The organism is Halalkalicoccus subterraneus (assembly GCF_003697815.1).
Lineage (GTDB): Archaea > Halobacteriota > Halobacteria > Halobacteriales > Halalkalicoccaceae > Halalkalicoccus > Halalkalicoccus subterraneus.
The window spans coordinates 154,501-175,221 of record NZ_RDQG01000085.1 but is presented as its reverse complement, the minus strand read 5'-3'; the positions used below and the strand labels follow the sequence as shown (position 1 = coordinate 175,221).

The window sequence follows — 20,721 nt, the reverse complement described above, 5'->3', positions numbered from 1 at the left end:
TTTACCGGTGAACCGCACGTAGGTTCGTGCATGCCCGCTCTCAAGCCGTTCATCGGCAGCGCTTTGCGCCGCCTCTCGATTCCCCGCCGGGATTCGAAGCAGTACGCCGCCCCGATCTCGGTCGACGACCTGACCGCCGAGTACCTGCTGATCGAACTACCGGAGGATCTACCACCGGAGGCCGAGCGCGCCGTGACGACCCTGCTGGCGGAAACGCATCGAAACGGGCTCGCAGCCGAGTGGAACGACTCGGAGGGCTATCCCTCCCTGTTTCCGCCGGGCGCGAGCCTGTTCGATACGGACGACTCGACGAATCGACTGCAGGACGTCCTCTCGGTCCTCGACCGGCTCGCACACGTGTTCCGGCGACGCGACACGAACGTGGTCGTCCTTAATGCCGCACGAATCGAGGAGAACATCCGTATCGCCGAGCACGACCCCGGAAAAAGTGGCCTCATCGCACAACGGAACGTCGACGCGCTCGCGACCTGTCTGAACGTACTATCGGACGAACGCTACCAGTTCGTCGACGGCGACGCCGTGCCCGCGACGAGTCGCGACAGCCACTTCGTCCGGTTCCGGGAGGCCCTTTTGTACCGATAGCACGGACACCACCGGGATTCCGAACGAAACGCACGAGACCCGGAATCGGCTTGGGGTGCGCCGTCGCCACCCTCATCGGGGACTAAATCTCCTTTCGAAAGGTCAAATCTTATTAGAAAGATTTAAATTAACTCTATATGAATAGAAATTAGAGACGGGACAACGTGCACCCTGCGATGATCGGGACGAAGAGCGACCACCCGCACGATACCCCGTCTCAGACGTCGTGGTTGGGAAACGATGTTTCCCGCCCGACAGTCGTCCCCCGCTGACGAGCGCAGCCCCCGGCCCCAAGATCCAGTTCGCTTCGACGGGAGTTTTCACGGAGTGATACCCGCCCGAACCGGAATCGACGTAACGAAACTGATCACGGCAGTGAGTCCGCCGAACGCGGTTTGGTTTCCGTAGCGGCGCCGCTGTCGAAACGAAAACAGGGCCGATCAATGGACTCAGTGAAGGGCTTGGAGGATCCAGAGTGTACTTGTCGGACAAGGGGTGTGTGGGTTGGCCCGATCAAGCAAATGGAGACGATTCCTCACATCTGAGAGATCTATCTATAGTGGATAACGATTGATCCGAGCTACCGAATCGATGAACACCACAAAGGAGGCTGGAACTACCGAGTGTACGGTCCGCTGTTAGAGCGTCTCAACGACCTGGAAATCGTCGATGCTCGCCAGTCCGTAACCCTCGCATTTGGCTCATTGAGAAACCATCTGGTGTGGACATCTCGTACTCTCGTTTAGTACTTTGTGACTTGCTAGACCTCGAGATCGTATCCCCATTCTCGAAGCACCTCGGCGACGAACTCCGGATTGCGCTGTGCGACGACCATCGCTGCCTCCCTGTAATCCGATTTATAGACCGTTTCACCCAGCATTTCTTCGAGCGTGTCTTGGAGGTCACCTTCGGCGCTGATGACCTCCTTCCGAAGGAAATACGGAACCTGGTCGCGCCCTTCGTTCACCTTATTTCGACGTAACTTGTACGGAATTGAGTCTATCGTGGGTCGGTCGTCCGTTTGATCCGATTTTGCGTTGGAGTTCGCAGAAGAATCCACGAGGGGTTCTTCCGATTTAGCGATGGGTTCCTGATCGGACTGCTCGTTGGCTGAGTTCGATTCGTTCGTCTCAGTCGTGTTCCGATCCGGTTGGTGTTCCTCGTCGTCGTTCGTTTCATCGAGTCCTGCGTCCCGTGAACCGGATTTGAGTCCCATTACGCCGTCACCTCCGAGGTTTCGAGTTTCGCTTGGCGTTCCAAGTGGCGAGCGAGCTCGTCGAACTGGTCGAGGGTTTCGAGCTCGTACTCCCGTTTTCGACTCCGGTGGTTCTCGACGTAGGTGTAGGGACTGCATTGCTGTTTCCAACAGCCCTCGATCAGCGACCCTCGCTCGCCGATGACAACCGGCACTGCAAACCCGCTTTCGCGCAGTTCACCGAGGATCTCTCGCTGGTCACGCGTGTCCTTATACCCGATCGGAACGACGGCTAGAACGCCGACGTCGGCCCCGACACTTCCCTCGAGTCCATCGACCAGATCGTCGAGTCCTTCGATGGACTCTTGTCCCTTTGCGGTAGCCTCGAACGGAATCACGACGTTACGAACGGCAACCAGCGCGTTGTAGAGGATCGGACCGGCTTTCCCGGCCGAATCTACGATGATGACGTCGTAGTTCTCACGGACGTTCGCTTCCTGGAGGACTCGATGGAGCTGGTGATACATGCTATACGATTCGCCCAGTCGCTCGGCCTGGTTTTTCTCGTTCAACAGGAACTCGTGGATGTCCTCTAGCATGTTGTGTGAGGGGATCAGATCGACGCCATGTTCGACTTCGTGGGTGAGCGCTTGGAATTCACCGTTCGGTCGACCGACCAGATGGCGGACCAAGTTGTCGCTCTCGGGGTTCCCCCGGTCGTAATCGGGTCCGAAGAAGTACGTGAGGCTCCCGTTTTGCGTATCCATATCGATCGCCAGCACGTCGTATCCCGCTCGCGCGTGACTAACGGCGAGAGTCGCTGCGGTCGTCGTCTTGCCGACTCCGCCCGCTTCCGAAACCGGGGTATAGGTCAACATAACCGGAGTAATGCCGTGCCATGAGTATAAAGTTAAGTCAGACAGTATAGCTATATTCCATAGGTATAATATATAACTATACTATATGACTACTTAACCTGTAAGCATCAGTCGCCTATAGCGACGTGATATTGATCTCGACGATGTTGACCGCTCGCCGGATCATCTCCGGAATATCGTTGGTCAACCGCTCGTCGCTCATTCGCCGGGCCGGACCGATGACACTGATCGCACCATAGACCGTGCCACTCTGGTCTCGGATCGGCGCGCCGGCGCCGACGAGTCCCTTGATGGTCTCCTCGTGGTTGTAGGCGATCCCGTCCTTGCGGATCCGTTCGAGTTCGTCCCGAAGCGTCCGTGGGTCAGTGATCGTGTTCGGGGTCATCGGCTCGAACCTCATTCCGTTGATGAGCGTGTCGCGCCTTTCGGCGGGGAGGAAGGCGAGTATTGCCTTTCCGACGGCGGTGTGATAGAGACCGGTTCGATAGCCGACGTAGACCTCGGTCCGTACCGCATCGTCCCCTCTTGCGACGTACAGACAGACGCCGTCGTCGCCCTCTTCGACGGTGAACAGGGCCATCTCCCCCGACTCCTCGGCGAGTGCGTCGACTTCCGTCGTCGTCACGTCGTAGATATCGATTCGGGCCTTCGCGTGGTGGGCGAGGTCGATGAACTGTAAGCCGAGTTTGTACCCGTTCCCCTCATTGATCACGTACCCGTTCTGCTCAAGCGTGGCCAGATGGCAGTGTGCCGTCCCCTTCGAGACGTCGACTGCGTCCGCGATCTCGGTCACGCGTGCGCCGCCAGTATTACGAAGGTAATCGACGATATCGATGGTCCGCTGAACCGCCTGCACCGGATTCTTCGCCTTATTCATGTAGTTAAATGCTTTGTATAATCGAGATAAAATAAATGTTTTGCTATTCCAAACGACGGCTCTTCTATGGAGAACGATATTGAATCCGTTACGAAACGAACGTATTCTCGCATCTGATTCAGTGTTCTCCCATCGATATTTCTATTAATTAGATCATAAGAACTATTGCGCAAAAGGCTTATTACCGCGCTGATGTGTGCTTTCTCAGTATGCGAGTTGGTATCGCGGGAGCGGGCTTCATGGCCCGTACCCACGCGGAGGAGTACGCAGGGATGGGTGTCGAGGTCGCCGCCGTCGCCTCACGAAGCGGGCCGCAGGGGTTCATCGACGAACTCGGACTAGATGCTACAGCCCATACTGACGTCGCGACGTTGTGCAAGCGGACCGATATCGACTATCTCGACGTCTGCACGCCGACGCACACTCATCTCGATCTCGTTCGGACCGCGGCGGAGGCGGGCGTCGACGTCTTCGTCGAGAAACCGGTCGCGGGAACGCTCGGGGAAGCCCATAAGATCGCCGACATCGTCGACGAGGCCGACCTGACGTTCATGGTGGGTCACGTCGTTCGGTTCGATCAGGCCTACAGGGCGGCCAAGGACCTCGAGATCGGTTCCCACGGCGTCGCTCGCGCGCGACGACTCTCGCCGTTTCCCGACTGGGGATCCGACGACTGGTTCGCCGACCGCGAGAAGAGCGGCGGGATCTTCGTCGACCTCGGGATCCACGATCTCGATTACCTGCGCTGGTGCTGGGGCGAGGTCGATCGGGTCTTCGCGCGCCGGCGGCGCGATGCCAGTGCTGAACACGGTTTCGTCACGCTCCGATTCGAGAGCGGCGCCGTCGGCTACGTCGAATCCTCGTGGAGTCAGCCCGATTCGCGGCCGTTCACGACGGAACTCGAGTTCGCGGGCGACGACGGACTGGTCGAACTCTCGAGTGCGGACGAATCGCCGTATCGAGAGTGGGCCGACGACGCGGTCGTCGAACGTCCGGTCGCGAAAAACGCCTATCGACGCGAACTCGAGCACTTCATCGCCTGTCTCGAGTCGGGAACCGAACCCGAGGTCGGTGTCGCGGACGCGACCGAATCGCTGCGCCTTGCGCTCGCCGCGGAGCGCTCTGCCGAGCGGGGCGAACCCGTCCGACCCGAGGAGGTGGTCGCGTGACGGTCTCGGTCGGCGTCCTCTCGTCGGCGCACGTCCACACCGACGCTTACGCCGGACAACTCGCGGCCCGCGAGGACGTCGAGTTCGTGGGCGTCGTCGACGAGGACCCGGAGCGCGGGCGCGAAACCGCACAGCGCCACGGGACCGAGTACGTCGAGGACGTCGAGGCGTTGCTCAGACGGATCGACGCCGGCGTCGTCTGCTCGCCGAACGTCGACCATCGCGAGTGGATCGACCGGGCGGCCGCGGCGAACGTCGACGTGCTCTGTGAGAAGCCGCTCGCGACGACCGTCGAGAACGCACGCGCCATCGTCGACCGGTGGCGAGCGTCGGACGTCCGGATCGGCGTCGCGATGCCGCTTCGCTTTTGCGAACCCGCTCGCCGGGCCAAGGAGACACTCGAAGCCGGCGGGATCGGAACGATCCGGTCGATCTCCGGGACCAATCGGGGACGAATGCCCGGCGGCTGGTTCGTCGATCCCTACCTGTCCGGCGGCGGTGCCGTCATGGACCACACGGTCCACGTCGTCGACCTCGTCGCCCATCTTACCGGCCAGCACGTCGTCGAGGTGTACGCCGAGATCGATACGCGCTTTCACGACATCCCCGTCGAGGACGCAAACGTCCTCTCGATGGAGCTCTCGGACGGAACGGTGTTCCTCCTCGACGGCTCCTGGAGCAAGCCCGATGCGTGGCACACGTGGGGCGACGCCACCGTCGAACTGACCGGCAGCGACGGGACGGTGGCGGTCGACTACACGGATCAGTCGATCGTTCACACGTCCGCATCCGGGCCGGACGCCGGCGTCAACCGCGTCTTCCACGGGACGAACACGACGGAGGCGCTGATCGACGACTTCGTTGGCGCCGTTCGCGACAACCGCGATCCGATGACGACGCCGGACGAGGGTTTCGAAGCCGTCGCGGTCGTCGAGGCCGCCTACGAGTCCGCCGAGACCGGAAAGCCGGTCCGCGTCGACCGCTGAACGCGACGGACGATACGACACCGGCCGGAAGCTTTTCGGTATCCGGGAGTGCGTCTCGGGGCATGCCCTACAGACTCCTCGTCATCGGTGCACACCCTGACGATCCGGACATTCGAGCGGGCGGGCTCGCCTGTACGGCCGCGGCGGCCGGCCACGACGTCAAATTCGTCTCAATGACCGACGGCCGGGGCGGCCACCACGAACAGGCCGGCGACGAACTCGTGCGGAGACGACGCGAGGAAGCGGCGGCGGCCGCGGCGGTCGCCGGCATCGAATACGACGTCCTCGATGTCCCCGACGGCGAACTCAGACCGGCCCTGGAGAACCGAAAGACGCTCATCCAGCTGATCCGCGAGTTCGAACCCGACGTCGTCCTCACCCACCGGACGAACGACTACCACCCGGACCACCGCTACACCTCACAATTGGTCCGCGACGCCGCCTACATGGTCATGGTGCCGAACGTCTGCCCGAACGTCCCGGCCCTTGAGTATAACCCGGTCTTCTCCTACGTGCTGGACGGGTTCGAGCGCCCCTATCCGTTCGATCCCGACGTGATCGTCCCGATCGACGACGAACAGGTCGAACGGAAGTACGACGCACTCGATCGTCACGAGTCCCAGATGTACGAGTGGCTCCCCTACACCGAGGGGATCCTCGAATCGGTTCCCGACGAGCCCGACGCGCGTCGCGAGTGGCTCGCCACCGATCCGATCGGGGGGCTCGAAGAGATGCGAACCACGGCCGATCGGTTCCGCGACCTGCTGGCCGAGCGTTACGGATCCGACCGTGCCCAGGAGATCGAGTACGTTGAGGCGTTCGAGGTCTCCGAATACGGCGGCGACCTCACGCCCGCCCTCGCCGAGGGACTGTTCTCGTACTGATCGAATTCTGCCGACGCTTCTTCCGAGTTTTTCCCGACGTTCGTCCGGTGATTCTCACGTACGGACTCGTCGGAACCGGGAAATGATGCGATGACACGGCGATCAAGCGTGTTTCCGGCTCCCCATTCCCTACCCGATAGACGACCGCTACGGCGTCGGTGGGCCGTCCCACTCCGCCCCGTCGTCCTCGGGGTCGTAGCCGAGGACGCTTCGTGCGTGGTCGATGTCGAACCAGCGCCCGTCGTTGTCGCTGACGCCGTAGAAGACGTCGAAGGTGACGGACTCGTCGGCAAGCAGTCGGTCGATCATTCCTCCCAGATCGCGTCGGGAGAACCACGTCGCCTTCAGTCGGGCGACCTGTCGTTCGTACTCCTCGCTGTTTCGCTCCCACCGGCCGTCGTCCACCCCCTTCTCGGCGTCGCCGTACGGGTGGTCGTACTCGGGGTCGCGGACCGAGCAGATCCGAAGCGCGTAGAACCGTTTCGGGTACTCGTTCGTCTCGACGAAGAACCGACCGTCGTGTTCGTTGCAGAGCTTCGAGACGCCGTAGGTCGAATCGGGTCGGACAGGGTCGGTGTGGTCGACGGACAGTTCGAAGGCCGGATCGTAGATCTCCGGCGAGAACTCCCGTTCGTACATCCCGACGACGTGGTTCGTCGACGCGAAGATCACGGTGTCGACCTCGGCCTCCCTCGCCGCCCGGAGGACGTTTCGCGTCCCGTCGACGTTCACCGCCATGATCCGGTCCCAGTCCTCGTCGACGAACCCCGGCGCGTACACCGCTAGGTGGATGACCGCATCGACGCCGTCGAACGCGGGCCGGATCGCGTCGTAGTCGGTGACGCTCGCTCGGATCGTCTCGACGTCGGGGTCGGGGTGGTCCTCGATGTCCAGCGCCGTAAACGAGTAGGCGTCCCCGTCGCCGAGTTCGTCGAGGATCGCCCGCCCGACGACGCCGCTCGCTCCGGTTACCAGCACCTTCATGCATCCGATTCTCGGTAGCTCCTCTTAACGATATGGGCCGAAATCGCCAGCCACGGCGCGCTGTGGTCAACTTCTCGTCGTTTTTCTCCCACTGGCTGCCGTAGAAACGATCTCTGACGAAGTGTTCAGTCGGTCAGCGTTCGAGGTGGGCGACGATCCGATCGACGACGTAGTCGACCTCGGAGTCGGGCAGACACCGGGGATTGATCGTGAACCGCGACCGGTGGACGTCGTCGGCGCCAACGAACACCCGCGGGTTCTCCCGGCGCAACGACAGAACGAGTTCGGCGGCGGTCAACGGGGCGTCCTCGCCGACGGTGACGGCGACGGTCGAGACGGCGTCGGTCTTCGCCGCGTTGGCGAGTTCGACCTCGAGGCTATCGACGGATTCGAGCGCGGCGGCGATCCGTTCTGCGCGCTCGTGCCACTCGCCCAGGACGGCCTCGTCGTCCTCCTCGATGAACGCGTCGAGCGCGGCGAGCAGGCCGGCGAGTTCCTCCTTGCCGACCTTCATCGATCGGCCGATCCCCTGTCGGGGGACCCCGGGAAGCCCGTCGGCGTCGACGAGCGCCTCCGGCGGCTCGTAGACGGAGCTCTCGGCGTGCATGTCGAGGTGCTGGCGCGCGACGGACCTGACGAGGGCCTCGCGCCCGGCGAGGATGCCCGACGACTGCGGCCCGCGGATCGCCTTGCCGCCGCTGAACGCGACGAGGTCGGCGCCCTGCTCGACGAACGTCCGCAGGTTCCTCGTCGGCGGTAGTTCCGCTGCCGCGTCGACGATCACCGGGAGGTCGTGCTCGTGGGCGATCTCGACGATCTCGGGGAGCGGCGGTCGCGTGAACGGCTTTTGCATGTAGGCGACGGCGACCGTCTCCTCGGTGATCGCTTCGGCGATCTCCCAGGGCTCGGTGTTCTCCGAGCCGGTCCCGAGGTGGTAGTCGTTCGCGCCGACGTCGACGATCTCGGCGCCCGAGAGGCGGAGCGCATGGTCGTAGCCGTTTCGATGGGTGCGCGCCATGACGATCTCATCGGGGATCCCCTCAGTGTCGGGGAGCCTCGCCATCGTTTCGAGGTCGTCGCCCGCGATACACGCCGCGGCGGCAAGTGCGAGCGCGGAGCTCGCCCCGTTGGTCACGTAACCCGCCTCGGCTCCCGTGACGTCGGCGATCCGCTCGGAGGCGGCGGCCTGCAGGTCCGAGAGGCGGACGAACGCCTCCGCGGCCCGGTCCATCGCTTCGCGGGCCTCCTCGCGGATGAGCGTCCCGCCGATGCGGGTCTTGGTGCCGGTCGCGTTCACGACCGACGGAACGCCCAGTTCGTCGTAGATCGTGTTCCGGTCCGTCATCGGCTCGTGACGTGGTTTTCGAGGGTGCCGACGCCCTCGAAGTCGACCTCGACGGTGTCGCCCTCGGAGAGCGCGTCGGGCCCGAACGGCGTCCCCGTCGCGATGACGTCACCGGCCTCGAGCGTGATCAGTTCCGAGACGTCCGCGACGAGTTCCTCGACGGAGAAGATCATCATCTCGCGGGTGGTCTCCTGTTTCACCTCGCCGTTGTGCCGGAGGGTGAGCGTCGCGTCTTCGGGCACCTCGTCGGGCGTGGCGACGACCGGCCCCATCGGGAGCGAGCCGTCGAAGGCCTTCCCGCGGACCCAGTTTCGCTCCTCGCGCTGGTCGTCGCGGTTCGAAACGTCGTTGACGCAGGTGAACCCCGCGACGACGTCCATCGCGTCTTCTTGCGAAACCCCGCGACACTGCTCGCCGATGACGATGCCGAACTCCGCTTCGAACTCGACGAGGTCACGGCCCGGCGGCAGTTCGATGGCGTCGCCGTGCCCGGAGACGCAGTTGGGCGTCTTCAAGAACAGTTCGGGGCGCTCGGGGCGGTCCTCGAGGCCCGACTCCTCGCGGTGGTCCATGTAGCCGCCGGCCTGACAGACGACCTTCGTCGGTTCGGTCGGCGCCAGAAGCGACACCTCGTTGGGGTCGTACGTCCGGTCGGTGGTCTCGATGCCGTCGTCGGTCCATTCACCCGTTCGGGCGTAGCCGGACGGGTCGCTGAATCGTACCGTGCGCATTGTCATCCGGTACTTCTCGCGGGACACTAACGTTCTTTCGGCCGTCGGGGCGACGTAGTCGGACGCCTATCGTCGTGAATCGGGTCAGGCACGAATGGCGGAGCCAGGGCGGGCGTCAGTGACGGCGCCGTCTCGGACGACGGCCGTCCCGTCGACGAACACGTGTTCGATGCCCCGCGGGTACCGGCGCGGGTCGTCGAAGGTCGCCCGGTCGGCGACGACGTGGGGATCGAAGACGACCAGATCGGCGTCCAGCCCCGGCCGAACGACCCCCTTCGAGTCGAGGCCGTGGATCCGTGCGGGCAGCGCCGTCATCTTGTAGATGGCCCGCTCGATCGAGAGCACGCCCTCCTCGCGGACGTAGTGCGACAGGACGCGCGGGAACGACCCGTAGACGCGAGGGTGGGGTCGCGAACCGAACAGTCCGTCGGTCCCGACCGCCACGCGGTCGCTTCGGAGAATCTCCCGGACGTCCGATTCGATCATGCCGTGGGCGATCATGGCCGCATCGAGGTCCTCCGCGAGCAGGACGTCACAGAGCACCTCTGCGGGGTCGCTGTCGCGCTCGTTCGCGACGGTCGCGAGATCCTTTCCCGCGTCGGCGCGGTACTCCTCGGAGGCGAGGTTCGTGATCTCGACGCGATCCCAGCCGGTCTTTCCCCCGACGTTCTCCCAGCCGTCGATGCGCCACTCCTCGATGTCCCGTCGAACGGCCTCGCGCTGTTCGGGATCGGCAAGCGCCGCGCGCATCTCGTCTGCCCCCTTCGACTGCATCCACGGGGGAAGCAAGGACGTCAACATGCTGCTGCCGGCGGTGTAGGGGTACTGGTCGGCCGTCATGTCGACGCCGCGCTCGCGGGCGAGTTCGACCCGTTCGAGCACGCGTTCGACCTTGCCCCGTTGCCCGCTGCCGGTGAGTTTGAAGTGTGACTGGTGGATCGGGACGTCGTACTCGGCGCCGATGTCGATGAACTCGTCCATCGCCTCCCAGATCCACCGGCCCTCGCTTCGGATGTGGGCAACAAAGGGGCGGCCGTACGGTTCGAGTTCGGCGGCGAGACGCGACACCTCCGCGGTACTCGAGTACACCTGCGGCGTGTAGACGAGCCCGCTCGAGAACCCCACCGCGCCGTCGGCCAGCCCCTCGGCGACCACGGAGGCCATCTCCTCGAGTTCGGCGTCGGTCGGTTCGACGTCGTCCATCCCGAGGACCTCGTAGCGGGCCGTCCCGTGGCCGACCAGCGTCGCGACGTTCGGCGCGACGCCGGCGTCGTCGATCGCGTCCAGATAGTCGGCCACCGAGCGCCACGACCACTCGCGTTCGAGGCGACCCGCGAGGCCGCTAACGTACCCCTGCCATGCCTCGATGTCGTCGGCGTCGGAGAGCGGCGCCATCGAGAAGCCGTCCTGGCCGAGGATTTCGGTGGTAATTCCCTGGCGCGTCTTCGGCGCGAGCGTCGGATCCGAGAACAGCTCCAGATCCGAATGCGAATGGGCGTCGACGAAGCCGGGACAGACGACGCTCCCCGCGGCGTCGACGTGGACCGCGGCGTCGAACTCGGGTTCACGTTCCCTGCAGACGTGGGTGATCGTTCCGTCCTCGACGCCGACCGCGCCCCGAAACCAGGGCGCGCCCGTTCCGTCGACGATACGCGCGTTCTCGATGCACAGCTCGGGCGACATGACTCACCCCTTCACGGGTGAGACCCTAAATCCTCCGCCCCACCCGAGCGCCTCTCGGAGGTCACCGCCGACCGGGCGCTGCTCGGCCCTACTGGCAGGAAATCGCCGTCCAGTGCCCGCTGTGGGACCTCGAGGCACGTCGTCGAGAGATCTTCTCGCTGTTGACGGCCGCCACTCAACGGGTGTGCGCTCGCTCGTGGGAGTCGGCCTGCAGGATCGACGCTACATACCGACGGTCGGCCTCGATCGCGGCCGGGTACGGCCGCTCGTCAGTCACGAACTCGACGTTCGCGGAGCCGTCGAACCCGGCGTCGAGGAACGGCGCGAGGACGGTCTCGAGGTCGTAGAACGCCTCCGAGAGCGGACAACGACGGCTCTCGCCGCACTCGCGGACGGCCTGGAGATGGAGGTTGTTCGAGCGGGGTGCGAGTTCGGTCGCCTCGCGTTCGATCTCGTCTTTCGGGACCGAAAACCCCGGCTGGTAGTTGAGCCCGCAGTGTTCGTCGTCGACCGCCTCGATCAGTCGTCGAGCCCCTTCTAGGGTGTCAGTCAGCGTGCCCGCATGCTTCTCGACCGTGACACCGACGCCGTACGCGGCCGCCCGGTCGGTCAGGCGTTCGAGATCACAGACGACCCGGTTCCAGTGCTCGGCATCGTGGTCCTCATACTCCTGCCGGCCGGCCCAGACGCGGATCAGGTCGGCGTCGAGTCGCCCCGCGATCGCGAGTTCGTGTTCCACCCTGTCGTCGAACTCGTCGGTTCCACAGCGGAGGTACGAACCATAGACGGGAATTCCGAGCCCGTTCGCGTCGACCGCGTCGACGATCCGACGACAGTCGTCCACGGAACCGTCGCCGACGTGATCGCGTCCCCAGAGTTCGACGCCGTCGTAGCCGGCCTCGGCGGCCAGTTCGATGACGGCCTCGACGGCGCGCTCCTTGCTCGAGACGGTACAGAGCCCGATATCGACGTTCATTCGTTCGCACCCGAACCGTCGGCGGCCGCGACCGGCGAGTCGAGACGAACCGCCGTCCCGGACGTACCCGACTCGTAGAGCGTCTCGATAACGCGCTGGACGGACAGCGCCTCCTCGACGATTCCGTTAGGTGGGTCGCGCTCACCGGCGACGGCCTCGAGGAAGGTCCGGTCCTCGGCGAGATGCATGTCCGTCTCGTCGACTGAGACGACTTCGACGGGCTCCGCGGCGTCCGCGCTCACGAGCGATAGCTCCGATCCGCCGATCTCGAACGCCGCACCGGCGTCGGTGCCCCGGACGACACACGCCCGCTCGGGCTCGCAGGTCCCGTGCCAGGCGGTGTCGATGGCGATCGTCCGGCCGTCGGCCGTCCGGAGCAGTCCCGTCGCCGAATCGTCGACGGCGTACTCGCCGTACTCGGAGCGCGTGGTCCCGCTCACCTCCACGATGTCGGGATGCCCGAGGACGTGGAGCGCGAGGTCGATGACGTGGACGCCGAGATCCATCAACACGCCGCCGCCGGCGAGGTCCGGATCCGTGAACCAGCCGTCGCCGCTGCCGGGGACGCCGCCCCGTCGCAGGTAGGTCACCTCAATGTGCGAGATCGAGCCGAACGCCCCCACCTCGCGAAGCGCCCTGACGCGCTCGGTCTGGGCCGAGTGGCGCATCGTAAACCCGACCGTACAGAACCCCTCGGCGTCGCGGGCGGCGGCGGCGATCCGTTCTGCGCTCTCGACCGTGTGGGCGAGCGGCTTCTCGAGGAGGACGTCGACGCCGGCCTCAAGTGCATCGACCGCGACCGTCTCGTGAACGCCGTTCGGGACGCCGACGATCACGGCGTCGACGCCCGATTCGAGCAACGCGTCGTGGTCGGGATAGGTCGGGGCGTCGAACTCGATTTCGAAGTCCGTTCTGGCAGCGGGATCGAGGTCGGCACCCGCGAGTTCGCCGCCGAGCGTGTCGATTCGCTCCGCGTGGATTCGGCCGATCGTGCCGAGTCCGACGATACCGACGCGGACCGGCGTGTCTGGAACCATCGAGGAAACCATCGTCGGACCGATACAAAAAGCTACTCGCCGCGGCCCCGTCCGCTCAGTACTCCACCGCGACCGGTTCGCCCCGCTCGTCGGACTCGTAGACCGCGAGGACGACGGCCGTCTCCCGAAGGCCGTCCTCGCCCGAGACGAGCGGCGGCCGGTCGTCCTCGATCGCATCGAGGAAGTCCCGGAGAAGCCCGTCGTCCGGAATCGACCCCCAGTAGACGCCGTCGACCCCCTCGCCCTCGCGAGTCCGCTTGAGCGTCTGGTCGAAACAGTCGAGTGCGATCTCGCCCTCAGTTCCAATCAGGTTCAGCGTCGCGTCGCCCCAGTAGTCCCAGTCGTCGGGCCGATCCCACGAGCCGTCGAGCGTGAACACGCTGCCGTCCGAGAGCTCCATCGAGAGGACGGTGACGTCCTCGACGGCGAGGCCGTCGTGCATCGTCGACAGTTCGGCGGAGACCTCGACGACCTCCTCGCCCGTGATCCAGCGTACGAGGTTTACGATGTGGACCGTGTGATCCATCGCCGCGCCGCCGCCCGCGTGTTCCGGATCGGCCGACCAGCCCGTCAGGTGACGATCGCGCAACCAGGCGCGGTTCGTCCCGACGGCAACGCGTAACTCGCCTATCTCGCCGGCGTCGAACGCCGCCTTCGCCCGCCGTGCGGGGACGCTGAACGGGAGCGGCATACAGAGCCCCAGCCGGACGCCCGCCGCCTCGCAGGCGTCGACGATCGCCCGTGCGTCGGCCATCGTCGTCGCCAGCGGCTTCTCACAGAGCACGTCGAGGCCCGCGTCGGCCGCCAGTTCCACCCATCGACGGTGGGTCGTGTTGGTCGACGAGACGATGGCGGCGTCGACGTGCTCGACGAGGGCCGCCGGTTCGTAGAAGGTCGTCTCGTGTTCTGCGGCCGCCTCGCGACCGCGCGCCGCGTCGTCATCGGTGACGCCGACGAACTCCACGCCCTCGGCGGCCGCGAGTCGCGACGCGAACCCGCCCGTGTGGACGTGGGCCGTCGAGAGCAGCCCCATCCGGATCACGCCCTCACCTCCGCGGGACGAACGGGCTCACCGCGCTCTGCGGATTCGAGCGCGGCGAGTGCGACGCGCAGAGTTTCGATGCCGTCCTCGAGCGCGATCGCCGGCTCGTCGTCCCTCCGAACGCAGTCGACGAACGCCTCGAGTTCGCGCAGGTACGGGTCCTTTTCGAGGGGTTCGTCGATCGGGTCCCGGTCGAGTTTCTCCGCCGTCGTGCTGCTCACCTCGATCGGGGTCGCGTCCTCGCTGTCGAACTCGAGAAGACCTCCATCGCCGGCGATCTCGAAGCGGGTCACGAAGGGCAGGTCGGGACGCCGGGGCCAGCGGGCGTCGACGTGGCCGACGGCGCCGCTCTCGAAGCGGACGGTCGCGAGCGCGTACTCGTGTGCGTTCCACTGCCGACGGCGGGCGAAAACCCGATCGACCTCGCCGACGGTCCACCGGAGGAAATCGAAGTCGTGGATCGCCAGATCCAGAAGGACGCCGCCGCTCTTCTCGTCGTCCGCGAACCAGTCGGACCGGTCCTCGAACGGCGACTGGCGGAACGTTCTGACGTTCCCGGGCGAGCCGACGTCCCCGGCTTGGACCCGATCGCGAGCTTTCGCGTACTCGGGGAAGAACCGGATCGTGTGTCCGGGAACGACCGTCGCGTCCGCGTCCGTGGCCGCGTCGGCGATCGCTCGCGCACCCGCCATCGTCCGCGCGATGGGTTTCTCACAGAGCACGTCTAGCCCGCGGTCGAGCGCCGGAACGACCAGTTCGCGGTGGGTGTGCGTCGGCGTACAGACGTCCACCGCGTCGAGCGGTATCGAGTCGTACATCTCGGGGGCATCGTCGTAGACCGCCGCACCGTCGGCGTACTCGTCGGCGAACGCGGTCGGGCCACCCGGCGAGGCGACCGCCGCGACGTCGACGCCGTCGATCCGACCGTATCGCTGGGCGTGGACCCTCGCCATGAACCCGCGGCCGAGGATTCCGATCCGTTCCATTACACGTGATCAACAGAAAGCCGCATGATAAGTATTGTGACAGTACGCAGTCGTTATGAAATACTACGCTACCTTGTTCGTATTCAGTTAAAATTGATATATACTAGTACTAAAATTATTTAGATACCGTGGTCGTTGTTGACATTGGCTATGACCAGTAGTCGAGACGGCGACTCGTCCGAGTCGGACGAGTCGTCCAGAACCAGGGACGAACAGCTAACAGACGAGACGCCGACCGGATCACCACCTGCGGCGCCACTCGGCCGACGGGCGGTGATGGCGGCCGCTGGAATCGCCGGTATGGGGTTTCTGACCGGCACTGGGACCGCTGATACCGGACAGAACTCCCGATCGCACCCGTGGAATCGGGACGTCGACGCCCAAGGACACGCTCTGCACGATCTGGGTGCTATCGAGATGGGCGGCTCGGAACCGATCGTCGATTTCTCGGGCGAGAACCTCTCCATCGAGAACGGCGTCCTGAACGCCGCGGACGATGACGTGATCACCAACGTCCGCTACGTCGAAGTCGCGGACGGTGCCGCTGCGGTACAACGCGCCGTCGATGAAGCCGACGCCGAGGGCCACAACAAGGTCGTCGTCTACGGCGACGAGGGAGAGTGGAATCGAACGGTCTACCTTCCCAGCGAGTTCACGCTCGAAATCCTCGACGGCGTCACGATCACGTCCACGATGAACGAGTCGGACACCGAGGTATTCCACGGCGGCGCCGCACTCATCACGAACGACGACCACGAGAACGGCAATCACGACATCACGGTTCGCGGCGGTCACATCGACTTCGAAGGCGTCGACAGTTCCCAGGACGACATTCGGTGGGGCCCGGTCTGGCTTCACACCGTCGACAACGCGCTGTTCGACTCGATCACCGTCGAGAACGTCGACTGGCGCTACGGGATGGTCTTCACCGACTGTACGCGCTCGAAGATGGTCGACTGCCTCGCCCGCAACACCGGCTACGACGGCATCACCCTTCGCGGTACCTGCAGACACGTCGACGTCGTCCGCTGTTCGACCTACGACAACGTGAACGGCCCGGGCATCCAGGCGGCCCCGAGCATCGGCGAGGGGGGAACCGGCGGCCACAACCTGAACTTCATCGACTGCCGAATGGACGAACACCTGGCGATCCACGGCGTCCGCGGCGGCATCACCGACGTCGCCGTTCACGGCTGTTCGGTTCGGCGCATCGGCATTCTCCAGGAGGTCGACGGCTTTCGCATCTCCGATTGTGACGTCGATACGATCGCGTTCTCGGCGTTCACCGGCGAGATCCGGAACGGCCGCGTCGACTCGTGTACAATGGGGCCGCGCTACCCCGACCACGACGAACGGATCCCGGCGGCAGTCGTCCTCTGGACGTGGGGCGACGACCTGATCGAGAACGTCAGTTTCAGCGACTGCACTGCACGGGGTCTCGATACGTTCGTCGAGTGTCGGATCCTTTCGGAGACGTCGTCGGTCCGGTACATCGACTTCAGCGACTGTGCGTTCGACGTCGCGGACGGCGACGAACCGCGCGCGTTCATCGAGCACACGCCGGAGGGCGACCAGCCCTCGGTGGGCGCGCTCTCGAACGTCCGGATCCACGGCTGTAAGGTCTGGAACACGGATACGATCGTTCAGGGCCCGATCGACGGCCTTCGGGTGCGCCTCTCGGAGTTCCACGCCGTCGACGACCTTCATGACGGCGGCGTCACGGACTTGGAGACCTACCAGAACGACTGGTGGTGACGAGGTCGCGAACGAGGCCCCTTCGGGCACGCCCAAGGGATCCGCCCGGACTTCGATGGAATCGTAGTGACCACGGGCGCCGGAACCGATCTGAACGCGAACCCACCGTTAGCGTTCGTCCGGCGGGCCGACGCGGCGAGCCAGCGCCGTCGCCGTCGAGAGGACCCGATCCTCGACGCTGTGGTCGAACTTCGCGGGCAGTTCGGTGAGGTGGACGAACCGATCCGATTCGTAGCCGCCGGCGTAGAGGTCCTCGACCGTCGGGATGTACGTCATGTAGTTGTTCGAGTAGCCGGCGACCCATAGTGGCCCGGACAGCCGTTCTTTGAGTTTCAGCGAGTAGCCGACGAGCACCTCGCCCGTCAACGCCACCATCGTCAGATCGTCGCCGAACCCGATCGCCTGGATCGGATAGGGGTGCGTGCGCGGCAGTTCGCCGTGCTCGTCGAGTTCCCCCAACAGGTGCTCGGCGTGGCGGCGCTCGTAGCGCTCCTCGGACTCCAGTTGTTCCTCGAGTTCAGCCCGGGACGGCGGTTCCTCGAACTCGAGGTCGACCTCCGCCTTCACGCAGCGAAGCGGGCCGTGAACCGTCCGGCGCTTTGCGACGAGCGCACCGCGAACCGCCGTCGCGAGCGACGTCCCGTAGTGTTTCGTGAGTTCGAGATCGCGCTGGGGGTAGGCCTTCTGATCGCCGCCACAGCCCTGAATGAAAACGGCAGTCGCCTCGGGGTACACCTCCTCGAGATGGTTCATGGCGTATCCCGCCCAGTCGCCGCTCCACTCGCGGATGAACAGGCTCGTCGGGTGACACGCGTAACCGAAGAGAATGCCTCGAAGCGTCTCGCCGTCCGGCGATTCGACGGCGAGGACGGGCACGTCGTGATCGACCGGACCGTCCGGATGCGGCTGGAAGCCGATCCCCTCCTCCAGGGGAAGACGCCGGTTCATCGCGATTCCGCAGCGAGCGTGGCTGTACGCGAGCGACGTAGGAGCGAGGTCCCCGAGGGCTTCGCCGATGACCTCGACGAGCGTTTCGACGAGGAACGACCGATACTCACGGGCCCGGGTGCGCTCCTCGTCGTTCAGGGAGAACACCTCGGTCTTTCGCTCCCGGTACACCGGGCCACAGTGGGTGTGTGAAGCGTTCAACAGGAGATGCGATGCGGGGAGGTCGTAGCGGTCCGCACAGGCGGCCACGACCTCCGCATGCAGCGGTCGCGAGATCGCGAGCACCTCGACGCCGACGGCGACGAACCGCGTTCCTCGCTCGTCTTCGAGGGCGATGGCCTTCGCATGCAACGGCTCTAACGTCCCTTCGGCGGGCTCCTCGCGGGCCCCGTAGCCCGCCATCCGCATCGGTTCGGACGGCGTGATGTCCGCCCTCGCAGTCCCGGCGAGCCATTCGGTCGAAGTATCGGTTTCGCTCATACACCCCCATCGACCCCCGGCATGAAAAATACGACTGGTTTCGTAGATTATAATAATGCAAAAAATGGCCTACGGGTCGCAAACTACGTACCTCGGTACACGACGGTTGCAGTCCGGGGATCAGCCTACCGAAATCGACTCGGGTCCGTCCGTTCCCAGGTCAGGTCGCGCTCTTCGAGTGCCGGCAGGAGCTGTGGCACGTCGCACTCTCCGACGATACCGTGGACAACGAGGCGAAAGTCGATCTCGTATTCGGTTGCGGTGGCGATCTCGTAGAACCCCGCCGGGACGTCCGCGGCGTGGATCCGGCGAAACTGCGGGTCGGCCGCCGCGGCGACGAGCGCGTGCAGCGAACCGACACCGGTCCCGTCGAGCGCATAGCCGTCCACACGGTCGAGGTCATCGTGATCCTGAACGCGTCGTTCGAGGTACGTGCGTGCGCGGAGGACGTCGAACACGCGCATCCCGAACAGCGAGGTCCCTAACATGAGCGCGTCGCTCGTCAGTTTGTACTCCGTCCCGTGGTAGTCGAAGTACTCGCCGCCGTTGGCCAGCAGCGTGTTCACGGCCCGTGACCGGACGGCACCGACGCCGCGAGGATCGAACGCCATCGCGATCCCCCGCTCGCGGGCGTGGGCCGCGATCCGTTCCTCAAAAGCCTCGAACTCCTCGGTACCGTGATCCGACAGGACGAGCGTCGGGACGGTTCGCTCGGGCGGTTCGAGAGCGACGGCGACGATGCCGGCGACGAGCACGTCGGGTTCGGCGTAGAAGAAGACCTTCTCCCAGCGAACGCCGGCCACCTCGTCGATCTCCGCCTCGATGCGGCGCGGATGGGGTTCGGAGGCCGGTCTCGCGAGGCCGAACCGCTCGATGACGGTCTCGCGGATCGATTCCGCGTACGCGTCGCGGTCGTCGACTGCGGGTGCGCTCCCGGCGTTATCATAGCGCTCGTGAACGAACTCGCGGTTGCACTCGACGACGTGAGTCTCGTCCTCGTACTCGCCGTGGACCTGCCCGACTTCGGTACACAGGAGCGTCGCCTCGTCCTCGACGGGTGGCTCCTCCGTCTCGAACGTCGGGGCCACACCACGGAGGTGCTTGCGAAACCAGTTGATCATCGCCTCTCGAAGTGGTGCCGAGAGGCCGTGCGTGTCGTCGGCGACCGCGAGGTCCACGTTCTCGGGGCGGTCGTAGAGTTCGTACACGTCACGCGCTCGTCGGAGCGTCTTTCGGCTCCCCTCGATACAGAGGAAGTCCGACTGCGCGGAGCCGATCAGCACGGGTTTCGGCGCGAACGCGGCGATGAAGTCGTCGTAGTCGATCCCCCGTTCGATGGCTCCGAAGAGGATCTGCTCGCCGTCCTGGGCCTGCCCGGTCTTCATGTACTCCTCCCGGGACGTGACGAAACAACACGGAACCGCCGCGTCGAGTCGGTCGTCGGCGAGCAGCAGAAAGCCCGTCTGCATGCCGCCGCCCGAGTTTCCGGTCGCGCCGAGTCGGTCCTCGTCGACGTCCGAGCGCCCTTCGAGGTAGTCGAGCGCGCGCACCATGTCCCAGACGAAGTATCGCGCGAGGTTCGACCCGGCGACCTGACACTGCTGGCCGAGATACGTGTGTTCACGGAGGTTCATCCGGGCGATCTCGCCCGTTTCGGGGTCGTAGCTCTGGATGCGCTCGCCCTGTCCGATCGGATCGATCGCGAACGCGACGAAGCCGTTTCGAGCGAGTTCGATACAGGCCCGCTGGTAGGCCGGACTCGCTTTGCCGGTCGCGGCGTGACCGCACAGGAACAGTACGGCCGGAAACGGTCCGTCGCCGTCGGGCCGGTAGAGGCTACCCGTCACGTGCATTCCCGGCAGGCTCTCGTAGACGACCTTCTCGACCGAATACCCCTCCTGACGCACCCTTCCGGTACACTCGGCACACAACGGCGTTCGTTCGTCGGGCAACCCGCCCAGCGCGTCCAGAAACGCCGCTCGCACGCGCTCGACGCGGCGCTCGTGATCGGTCACCGATCGGATCGCGTCCTTTCGCTCCCGTGTGGCTTCGAACCGCGTTTCGGCCCGTTCGCGGAGGTGTCGCGGGAGCTGATCGCCCACGTCGTAGTACCCGTCGAGGTTCGCTCGAAAGCCGTCCATCACCCACCCTCTCGTCACTGC

The 20,721-nt window shown here is 64.9% G+C and carries 18 protein-coding genes; 5 read left to right on the top strand and 13 right to left on the bottom strand.

Features of this window, described 5'->3' with window-relative positions:
• Positions 1 to 30 precede the first annotated feature (30 nt).
• On the top strand, positions 31 to 603 hold the full coding sequence (locus EAO80_RS18100; protein ID WP_122091226.1) for a hypothetical protein: 573 nt from the start codon (positions 31 to 33) through the stop codon (positions 601 to 603).
• A gap of 760 nt (positions 604 to 1,363) precedes the next feature.
• Here EAO80_RS18100 and EAO80_RS20510 read toward each other — a convergent pair.
• The 3 genes from EAO80_RS20510 to EAO80_RS18085 all read right to left on the bottom strand — a co-directional run bounded on the left by EAO80_RS20510 (position 1,364) and on the right by EAO80_RS18085 (position 3,553).
• Positions 1,364 to 1,570: a hypothetical protein gene (locus EAO80_RS20510; RefSeq protein WP_245998712.1), complete on the bottom strand. Its 207-nt coding sequence runs from the start codon at positions 1,568 to 1,570 to the stop codon at positions 1,364 to 1,366.
• A 248-nt stretch (positions 1,571 to 1,818) separates the two neighbouring features.
• A complete protein-coding gene (locus EAO80_RS18090; protein ID WP_122091225.1) occupies positions 1,819 to 2,676 on the bottom strand; it encodes a ParA family protein in 858 nt (285 codons plus the stop codon).
• Between the two features lie 115 nt (positions 2,677 to 2,791).
• The gene (locus tag EAO80_RS18085; protein WP_122091224.1) at positions 2,792 to 3,553 is read right to left on the bottom strand and encodes an IclR family transcriptional regulator; all 762 of its coding nucleotides are present in this window, start codon (positions 3,551 to 3,553) and stop codon (positions 2,792 to 2,794) included.
• A gap of 209 nt (positions 3,554 to 3,762) precedes the next feature.
• On the opposite strand from EAO80_RS18085, the gene EAO80_RS18080 reads away from it, so the two are divergent.
• The 3 genes from EAO80_RS18080 (at position 3,763) to EAO80_RS18070 (ending at position 6,592) form a co-directional block, all read left to right on the top strand.
• Entirely contained in the window at positions 3,763 to 4,722 is a 960-nt protein-coding gene (locus EAO80_RS18080) for a Gfo/Idh/MocA family protein (RefSeq protein WP_122091223.1), read from the top strand.
• Positions 4,719 to 5,708, top strand: a complete 990-nt coding sequence (locus EAO80_RS18075; protein WP_122091222.1) for a Gfo/Idh/MocA family protein — start codon at positions 4,719 to 4,721, stop codon at positions 5,706 to 5,708. Before EAO80_RS18080 ends, EAO80_RS18075 begins: the two co-directional genes overlap by 4 nt.
• 62 nt (positions 5,709 to 5,770) lie before the next feature.
• Positions 5,771 to 6,592 carry a PIG-L deacetylase family protein gene (locus EAO80_RS18070; protein WP_122091221.1) on the top strand — a complete coding sequence of 274 codons (822 nt, stop codon included), beginning with the start codon at positions 5,771 to 5,773 and terminating at the stop codon, positions 6,590 to 6,592.
• Between the two features lie 147 nt (positions 6,593 to 6,739).
• On the opposite strand, the gene EAO80_RS18065 is transcribed toward EAO80_RS18070, so the two are convergent.
• From EAO80_RS18065 to EAO80_RS18030, 8 genes are all read right to left on the bottom strand, one after another.
• The gene (locus EAO80_RS18065) at positions 6,740 to 7,576 is read right to left on the bottom strand and encodes an NAD-dependent epimerase/dehydratase family protein (RefSeq protein ID WP_122091220.1); all 837 of its coding nucleotides are present in this window, start codon (positions 7,574 to 7,576) and stop codon (positions 6,740 to 6,742) included.
• A 133-nt stretch (positions 7,577 to 7,709) separates the two neighbouring features.
• Entirely contained in the window at positions 7,710 to 8,921 is a 1,212-nt protein-coding gene (locus tag EAO80_RS18060) for an aminotransferase class V-fold PLP-dependent enzyme (RefSeq protein ID WP_122091219.1), read from the bottom strand.
• Entirely contained in the window at positions 8,918 to 9,652 is a 735-nt protein-coding gene (locus EAO80_RS18055) for a fumarylacetoacetate hydrolase family protein (protein WP_122091218.1), read from the bottom strand. The genes EAO80_RS18060 and EAO80_RS18055 overlap by 4 nt, the downstream gene beginning before the upstream one ends.
• An 84-nt stretch (positions 9,653 to 9,736) precedes the next feature.
• A complete protein-coding gene (locus tag EAO80_RS18050; protein WP_122091217.1) occupies positions 9,737 to 11,335 on the bottom strand; it encodes an N-acyl-D-amino-acid deacylase family protein in 1,599 nt (532 codons plus the stop codon).
• Between the two features lie 175 nt (positions 11,336 to 11,510).
• Positions 11,511 to 12,311, bottom strand: coding sequence for a sugar phosphate isomerase/epimerase family protein (locus EAO80_RS18045; RefSeq protein ID WP_122091216.1), 801 nt, complete (start codon positions 12,309 to 12,311; stop codon positions 11,511 to 11,513).
• Positions 12,308 to 13,348 carry a Gfo/Idh/MocA family protein gene (locus tag EAO80_RS18040; RefSeq protein WP_122091322.1) on the bottom strand — a complete coding sequence of 347 codons (1,041 nt, stop codon included), beginning with the start codon at positions 13,346 to 13,348 and terminating at the stop codon, positions 12,308 to 12,310. The genes EAO80_RS18045 and EAO80_RS18040 overlap by 4 nt, the downstream gene beginning before the upstream one ends.
• Before the next feature lie 55 nt (positions 13,349 to 13,403).
• The gene (locus EAO80_RS18035) at positions 13,404 to 14,381 is read right to left on the bottom strand and encodes a Gfo/Idh/MocA family protein (protein ID WP_122091321.1); all 978 of its coding nucleotides are present in this window, start codon (positions 14,379 to 14,381) and stop codon (positions 13,404 to 13,406) included.
• Positions 14,382 to 14,386: 5 nt separating this feature from the next.
• Positions 14,387 to 15,376 (bottom strand): Gfo/Idh/MocA family protein, encoded by a 990-nt coding sequence (locus tag EAO80_RS18030; RefSeq protein WP_122091215.1) that lies wholly within the window; start codon positions 15,374 to 15,376, stop codon positions 14,387 to 14,389.
• Positions 15,377 to 15,526: 150 nt separating this feature from the next.
• Between EAO80_RS18030 and EAO80_RS18025 the strand changes: the two genes are divergently transcribed.
• On the top strand, positions 15,527 to 17,131 hold the full coding sequence (locus EAO80_RS18025) for a glycoside hydrolase family protein (RefSeq protein WP_162994082.1): 1,605 nt from the start codon (positions 15,527 to 15,529) through the stop codon (positions 17,129 to 17,131).
• A 108-nt stretch (positions 17,132 to 17,239) separates the two neighbouring features.
• Here the strand turns inward: EAO80_RS18025 and EAO80_RS18020 are convergent, their stop codons facing one another.
• Positions 17,240 to 18,559 carry a neutral/alkaline non-lysosomal ceramidase N-terminal domain-containing protein gene (locus EAO80_RS18020; RefSeq protein ID WP_122091213.1) on the bottom strand — a complete coding sequence of 440 codons (1,320 nt, stop codon included), beginning with the start codon at positions 18,557 to 18,559 and terminating at the stop codon, positions 17,240 to 17,242.
• Between the two features lie 125 nt (positions 18,560 to 18,684).
• Positions 18,685 to 20,700 carry an alpha/beta hydrolase family protein gene (locus tag EAO80_RS18015; protein ID WP_122091212.1) on the bottom strand — a complete coding sequence of 672 codons (2,016 nt, stop codon included), beginning with the start codon at positions 20,698 to 20,700 and terminating at the stop codon, positions 18,685 to 18,687.
• Between the last annotated feature and the right edge of the window lie 21 nt (positions 20,701 to 20,721).